The sequence below is a fragment of the Sporosarcina aquimarina genome (assembly GCF_019748715.1).
GTDB lineage: Bacteria > Bacillota > Bacilli > Bacillales_A > Planococcaceae > Sporosarcina > Sporosarcina newyorkensis.
On sequence record NZ_JACLBZ010000033.1, the window covers coordinates 185,698 to 191,951 of the forward strand.

General features: G+C 44.8%; 10 protein-coding genes. 7 read left to right on the plus strand and 3 right to left on the minus strand.

Annotation, left to right across the window (positions count from 1 at the left end; all coding sequences use genetic code 11):
* Nucleotides 1-182 precede the first annotated feature (182 nt).
* From ectA to H7J92_RS15440, 4 genes are all read left to right on the plus strand, one after another.
* A complete protein-coding gene (gene ectA, locus H7J92_RS15425) occupies nt 183-707 on the plus strand; it encodes a diaminobutyrate acetyltransferase (protein WP_009766478.1) in 525 nt (174 codons plus the stop codon).
* A gap of 66 nt (nt 708-773) precedes the next feature.
* A complete protein-coding gene (ectB, locus tag H7J92_RS15430; protein ID WP_009766477.1) occupies nt 774-2,054 on the plus strand; it encodes a diaminobutyrate--2-oxoglutarate transaminase in 1,281 nt (426 codons plus the stop codon).
* A 12-nt stretch (nt 2,055-2,066) separates the two neighbouring features.
* Nucleotides 2,067-2,456, plus strand: coding sequence for an ectoine synthase (locus H7J92_RS15435; RefSeq protein WP_009766476.1), 390 nt, complete (start codon nt 2,067-2,069; stop codon nt 2,454-2,456).
* A gap of 197 nt (nt 2,457-2,653) precedes the next feature.
* Complete coding sequence (locus H7J92_RS15440) at nt 2,654-3,241, plus strand: superoxide dismutase family protein (protein WP_245799484.1); 588 nt, start codon at nt 2,654-2,656, stop codon at nt 3,239-3,241.
* A gap of 88 nt (nt 3,242-3,329) precedes the next feature.
* Here H7J92_RS15440 and H7J92_RS15445 read toward each other — a convergent pair whose 3' ends face one another.
* From H7J92_RS15445 to H7J92_RS15455, 3 genes are all read right to left on the minus strand, one after another.
* Nucleotides 3,330-3,620, minus strand: coding sequence for a DUF2653 family protein (locus H7J92_RS15445; protein WP_221837772.1), 291 nt, complete (start codon nt 3,618-3,620; stop codon nt 3,330-3,332).
* Nucleotides 3,605-4,045, minus strand: a complete 441-nt coding sequence (locus H7J92_RS15450; RefSeq protein ID WP_009766473.1) for a hypothetical protein — start codon at nt 4,043-4,045, stop codon at nt 3,605-3,607. Before H7J92_RS15450 ends, H7J92_RS15445 begins: the two co-directional genes overlap by 16 nt.
* Nucleotides 4,046-4,142: 97 nt before the next feature.
* Nucleotides 4,143-5,270 carry a CAP domain-containing protein gene (locus tag H7J92_RS15455; protein WP_246603048.1) on the minus strand — a complete coding sequence of 376 codons (1,128 nt, stop codon included), beginning with the start codon at nt 5,268-5,270 and terminating at the stop codon, nt 4,143-4,145.
* 118 nt (nt 5,271-5,388) lie between these two features.
* On the opposite strand from H7J92_RS15455, the gene H7J92_RS17880 reads away from it, so the two are divergent.
* Genes H7J92_RS17880 through H7J92_RS15465 form a run of 3 tightly spaced genes read left to right on the plus strand, consistent with a single transcriptional unit; the run spans nt 5,389 to nt 6,202 of the window.
* Entirely contained in the window at nt 5,389-5,514 is a 126-nt protein-coding gene (locus H7J92_RS17880; RefSeq protein WP_009766471.1) for a hypothetical protein, read from the plus strand.
* A 31-nt stretch (nt 5,515-5,545) separates the two neighbouring features.
* Nucleotides 5,546-6,007 (plus strand): hypothetical protein, encoded by a 462-nt coding sequence (locus tag H7J92_RS15460; RefSeq protein ID WP_009766470.1) that lies wholly within the window; start codon nt 5,546-5,548, stop codon nt 6,005-6,007.
* Between the two features lie 21 nt (nt 6,008-6,028).
* A complete protein-coding gene (locus H7J92_RS15465) occupies nt 6,029-6,202 on the plus strand; it encodes a hypothetical protein (RefSeq protein ID WP_176132529.1) in 174 nt (57 codons plus the stop codon).
* Nucleotides 6,203-6,254 lie beyond the last annotated feature (52 nt).

A 6,254-nucleotide genomic window follows, 5' to 3' on the forward strand; every position in this document is an offset into this window, starting at 1 on the left:
TTAGAGAGAATCTGCCGAGTACTCGTGCTCGGTCATTAAAAAAACCTCACGATAATGACGATTCAATGACTTTAGTTTGATGTGACCACGTTGTCGGGTAAGAAGTAAACATGCATCCAGAGAGTTTCAGAGAATGAACATTTGTCTATTATGACAAATGACTAGACTTGGAGGAAAAATGTTTGCAGAAACCTCACATGTATTCGATTGCAGGGTACGATCCGAATGATCCTTACATCTTTCGCACCCCCACTCTAGATGACGGTAAGTCAATTTGGAAACTTGTCAAAGATACCCAAGTCCTAGATTTGAATTCTTCGTACAGTTATTTACTGTGGGCAGATCAATTCAGCGACACCAGTATCTTAGTGGAAGATCACGGGAAAATAGTAGGCTTTATATCGGGTTTCATTCAGCCGAAAGCGCAAGATACGTTATTTATCTGGCAAGTAGCGGTCGACGAATCAGCACGCGGCCAACGTTTGGCTTCCCGCATGCTGCAAGCCATTTTGCAGAGCCAATCATGTCGGAATATTCGGTACTTGGAAGCCACTGTAACGCCATCTAACATTCCGTCAACTAAGCTTTTCAAAGGTTTGGCACGTGATTTACAGACTGAGTGCACAATCACCGATGGCTACACGGAAGATCAATTTCCAAGGGAAGGACACGAAGCAGAAGAGTTGTTTCGCATTGGGCCATTCTGAAGAAGGGGTCGACTGTCGCAACTTGACACGGAAAATACAGAAATACAACGGAGGAATTAATTAACAATGGTACTGACAAAAAGTCAGAAGGTAATGGAAGTCTTTGAAAATCATGAGTCGCAAGTGAGAAGTTACAGCAGAAGTTTCCCGACAGTATTCGAACGAGCAAAAGGCTATAAGATGTGGGACACGGAAGGCAAGGAATATATCGATTTCTTTGCCGGCGCCGGTGCTTTGAACTACGGCCATAACAACGACAAAATGAAGGAAAAGTTGATCGAGTACATCCAAGACGACGGAATTGCACATAGTCTGGATATGGGGACGACGGTCCGAAAAGAATTTCTTGAACGATTTAACGAAGTGATCTTGAAGCCGAGAAACATGGACTATAAAGTGATGTTTCCTGGACCTACTGGGACGAATACAGTGGAAAGCGCATTGAAGATCGCCCGCAAAGTGACAGGACGCCAAAATATCATCAGCTTTACGAATGGCTTTCACGGCATGACGCTTGGTGCATTGTCTGTTACAGGCAATTCATATAACCGCGGCGGGGCTGGAGTACCGTTGAACAATACGACATCCATGCCATTCGATACGTTTTTGGAGGAAGGTCAATCATTAAATTTCCTTAAAAAGTATTTAGCTGACGCGAGCAGTGGATTAGATTTACCGGCTGCAATGATTTTGGAAACGGTCCAAGGAGAAGGCGGCATCAATCCTGCAAGCTTCGAGTGGTTGCGCGAAATTGAACGTCTCTGCCGCAATTACGATATCTTACTGATCGTTGACGATGTGCAAGCGGGGTGCGGCCGAACTGGTACGTTCTTCAGCTTTGAACCAGCCGGCGTCAAACCGGATATTGTCTGCCTGTCCAAATCCATCGGCGGCTATGGCCTGCCGTTAGCCTTGACACTAATCAAACCTCAATACGATATGTTTGGTCCAGCTGAGCATAACGGAACATTCCGCGGCAACAACTTGGCGATTTTGGCAGCGACAGAAGCGCTGTCGTATTGGGAAACAGATGAATTCGCTAAATCGGTACAAGAAAAATCCAAGCTCATTACAAAGCGTATGGAGACGATTGTCGAAGAGTATCCGCAGCTAAAAGCAACGACGCGCGGCCGCGGTTTCATGCAGGGAATCGTCTGTGGTGAGGGCAAGGAAGATTATGCAGATAAGATTTGTGCAAAAGCTTTTGAAAAGGGCCTGATTATCGAGACATCCGGGCCTGAAGGGGAAGTCGTCAAATTCCTCGGTTCATTGATCATCGATGAAAAGGGAATCCAACAAGGTTTTGATATTTTAGAAGAAGCGATTGAAGATGTCGTTAAGAATTAAGGGGGATTTATAGTGATTGTACGTACATTGGATGAAATTATTGGCAGTGAAAACGAAACAAAAGCAAAAACGTGGGCAAGCCGCCGTTTTTTGCTACAGAAAGACAATATGGGCTTTTCATTCCACGAAACGATTATTTATGCTGGTACAGAAACACATATCCATTATCAAAACCACTTGGAAGCAGTCTACTGCGTGGCGGGAGATGGAGAGATAGAAACGACAGCGGATGGGAAGGTTTATCCGATTAAAAATGGCACGATGTATGCACTGAATGAAAATGATGAGCATTACTTGAGGGGCGGTCAGGAAGACATGCGTTTGATCTGCGTTTTCAACCCGCCGCTCGTTGGAACGGAGACACATGATGAGAATGGCGTGTATCCGTTGTTGACAGACTGAGATGAAGCTTCAAAGCAGGGGATCGACCTTGCTTTGAAGTTTTTTGTTTTCATTAGAGTGATGAGAATACTATGGACCATGCCAACCAGCGTCTGCAACGCACCAAACCCATATTCATTGATAATATACCAGTACATTGAATAGTTCGCAGTGAATTGGCAAGAATGGTGAATAGCATGAACAAGGAGGCAACAACTATGTGGAAGTTATCGGGTGCAGTAGTGGCTGCTGTTTTGTTGACAGCTGGCTGTAGTTGGACTAAGGAAAAAGTTCAGGTGAGCGGAGATGAGGCTACCGTGAATCAAGGGGATACGTCAGAGCCTCAAATCATCACGCCAATCATCAACACGGATGGCGAGGAGATTGGGGAGGCGAAATTGACAGCGGATAACGGTGGCGTGTCCATCGAGGTGAAAGCATCTGGCCTGACGCCGGGGGAGCATGGTATCCACATTCACGAGCATGGTGTTTGTACGGCGCCTGACTTTAAAGCGTCAGCTGGCGGACACTTCAATCCGACCGGCAAGGAGCATGGCTTCGACAATCCAAAAGGGTATCATCTTGGAGATTTACGTAATCTAGAGGTTGACGAAAAAGGCGAGGTCTATGCCCAGATGGCAACCGATCAAGTAACTCTTGAAAAAGGGCAGGAGAATTCATTGCTTGATAATGACGGCACAGCGCTCGTCATCCATGAAGGTGCGGACGATTATAAGACCGATCCGGCGGGGGATTCAGGGAAACCGATTGCTTGTGCGGAAATAACGATGAATCAGTTAAAATAATTTAAGGAAACGGCTTCCCGTGAGTGACGGGGAGCCGTTTATTTTGTGCAATAAAAAAGACGCTCCGCATAAAAGGAGCGTCTACACATTATCGAACAATCGCAATAATACCTTCGTCGTCATCCAACTTTAACTGAATGCCAGCTGCCATCGGATCCATGTCAAGATACTGTTCAATCCAAAGGCGAAGTGCTTCAACGAGTCGCGTCGTATTCAACTGATGTACGTTGCCGTTGAGCTCTGCTTCTGCCGAGAAACCTTCGTCGTCATCGTAAGCCAACTCCACTTCCACGTCGTCAGGCATCGCACGTGCTTCTTTCGCGATCAATACACAAACGGCATTTGCCACGTCTTGTTCATAAATTATCTGTTGTTCCATTGATTCATTTCCTCATTTCGCTTACGTTCCTTCTCTTTGAAGATCGCGAAAATCTTTCGTACCATGAAGATGATGAAGACAATCGCTAGAACATTAATCATCAATCCGAGGATTGAACCGAGCATACCCATATTCGCAAATAAGCTACCGAATAAAAGACCAGCCAATCCGCCGAGCATTAAGCCTTTCATCAAGCCGCCGCCCGTACCAGGTTTTTTGCTGGCAGCTGCTTTGTTGTTGCTTTGGTTCGTATTATCTTGTTTCTTTTCAGCTTTATTCGGTTGCACGCGATTCGGTGTGCTGAAGCTTTTCTTTCCGGATTTATAGCCACGTGCCTCCGCTGTGATCTCGTCTTGGAAAACGATGTTCCCGATCGGCGACAAAATTAACGTCGCGGCCAAGAAAAATGCTGCAAGTTTTTTCAATTCGTATTCTCCTTTAATGCTTAGTCAGGACTCCCTAAAGTTCGTAGGCCTTCCTTCTATTTTAATAGATAATGCTGCGTAATGAAAGGAAACCCACTCATTTAGCGAAAAAATTTTCCGTATAATATGGCTGTTCCTTGTCATTGAAATCCACGCCGATCCCTAAAAACTGATAGTCGCGAATCAATATATTATCCCGGTGCCCTTTTGAGTTCATCAGTCCCTCATGTGCAAAGATGCTGCTTGATTGGCCATACGCAAGGTTCTCCCCAGCACTGACGAACTTCACCCCGTCTTTTTTCATCCGATCGAATGGGGATTCGCCGCGTAAATTTTCATGGCTGAAATAATCATGCACAGCCATGTCCATACTATGTTTACGTGCAGCCACAGCTGCCTTGTCGTCCCACGTAAGGATCGAGCGGCCGTGACGCACTCTCGCCGCATTCGTTAAGTCGAAGAGCTGGATTTCAAAACCTTTACGCATGGCATCGTTCTGCGGTGCATACAAAGCGGTTTTCCGTTGCTCTAGTTGGTCCGAGATGAGCTGGACGGCCGTTACTGTATTGTTTTGATGCAAATCATAAAAGACGTATATATAGACGCCATCCGAATGGAAAATATCCATTCCTTCATCATCTTGCAGCTTATAGATATTCGTGCCTTTGCGAATTTCGGTGATCGGCTCTCCATTAACAGCACGGACATCCGCTTTCGCTGCACCGTATTCGATTCCTAATGATGAAGAAATCAACCGGTCATTTGTATAGACCGCATTCACACGCCGCTTTATGTCATAAGACAGCATGACAAAGTTCTGATAATCCTGATGAAAGGTCAGCCATTCGGTACCGTATTCATTGACCGACTTGCGCATTGGTTCACCGAGCTTTGATTTCACTTCGGCTTCCGGCATGCCAATTTCGATATTGTGTATGGATATCAAACTTTGCGTCGGTGTTTCAAGCGCTGGTTGAGCAACTTCATCAGGAACCCGTGATTCCGCGGTTTTATTTGAAATGAACGAGACAACTTTTGTAATCGATTGTTTTGTATAATCAAGCACAGATCCAATCAATTCTTCATCGAGCACCGTTTCCACACGTGCGTCCAGCGGGTCTAGAAACGATAAGTCCACGTATTTGGATACAGGGCCTTCCCATAACGGCTTGGCCGCGTATAAAATTACGATGAGAAATAGTAACTGAAAAAGGCGTTTAAACATGTGACACCCACTCCTCTCATCCATTGTACTCTTTTTCTATCGTGGCAATACAGCGGAAACTATCGAATTGTTGAAATTTATCCGCCAGGAAAGTCGGAAAAAGGGTATACTAAAAAGAATGGAAAGTCTGGAAGGGGTGGATGGCATGTTCGGCGGTGTAAGCAGTGTACCTTCCTGGTTTTATTTAGTCGCATTTGCAGTCGTGTTATTACTAGTCCTGTTTATCGAATGGAAAACGAGATAACGATAGAATTTAAGAAGAAAGAAGGAAAAGCATGTTAACATTTGAAGAGAAACAACAGATTATAGAGGGATTTCCCGAACTTGTGAAAAAAGAAGTATCAATGAAGCGTTTAAACTATCATTATGAAGAGTCACTTTTTGATAAAACGGTCGTCGTGCAACATTTGCACCCGAACGGAAATGGCTTCGTCTACGTGGCGGATGTCAAAGGATATGAGCCGGATGAACGCGGCCTCGTCAATATCCGGGAGTTTTCTGCGGATGAATTGCGAACAGTAATCCAAGCAGCGATCGAAGGGCTGGCTACAGAAGCGGTCGAAGAAGAAATGCTTGAGGAAGTTTGGCAAAATGCAGCAGGACAGACATTGACACTTCTCGAAGAAGATGACTTTTTCAACGTTTATCATGGCTATAACTTGGAAGAGGGCTTTGGTGATTACGAGGAAGCGGCCGGCTATCTGAAAGAAGAAGGTTTTTCAGTCAAAACGAAATGAGGGCACTAGGAGTGAAATCAAATGAAAGGTAAAACAGTTGCAATCGGTCTAATTATTTTTGTTATTGTGGTAGTGGGGGCTGTGTATTTTATGGTACAAGCAACCTTCAAAAACAATCCAACACAAAAAAATCATCAATCGGTCGAAAACCAGTCGTATATAGAACCAGGAACATATGGCTGGCAATTAAAATAAAAAAACAGCAGTACTCGGTGATGTAGTGACCCCTAAAAGTTAGAGTTTTATA

Coding starts and splice junctions, on each gene's coding strand:
- H7J92_RS15445 (WP_221837772.1), bottom strand. CDS start 3,620: ATGGAACAACAGATAATTTATGAACAAGACGTGGCAAATGCCGTTTGT.
- ectB (WP_009766477.1), top strand. CDS start 774: ATGGTACTGACAAAAAGTCAGAAGGTAATGGAAGTCTTTGAAAATCAT.
- H7J92_RS17880 (WP_009766471.1), top strand. CDS start 5,389: ATGGAAAGTCTGGAAGGGGTGGATGGCATGTTCGGCGGTGTAAGCAGT.
- H7J92_RS15460 (WP_009766470.1), top strand. CDS start 5,546: ATGTTAACATTTGAAGAGAAACAACAGATTATAGAGGGATTTCCCGAA.
- H7J92_RS15455 (WP_246603048.1), bottom strand. CDS start 5,270: ATGTTTAAACGCCTTTTTCAGTTACTATTTCTCATCGTAATTTTATAC.
- H7J92_RS15440 (WP_245799484.1), top strand. CDS start 2,654: ATGTGGAAGTTATCGGGTGCAGTAGTGGCTGCTGTTTTGTTGACAGCT.
- H7J92_RS15465 (WP_176132529.1), top strand. CDS start 6,029: ATGAAAGGTAAAACAGTTGCAATCGGTCTAATTATTTTTGTTATTGTG.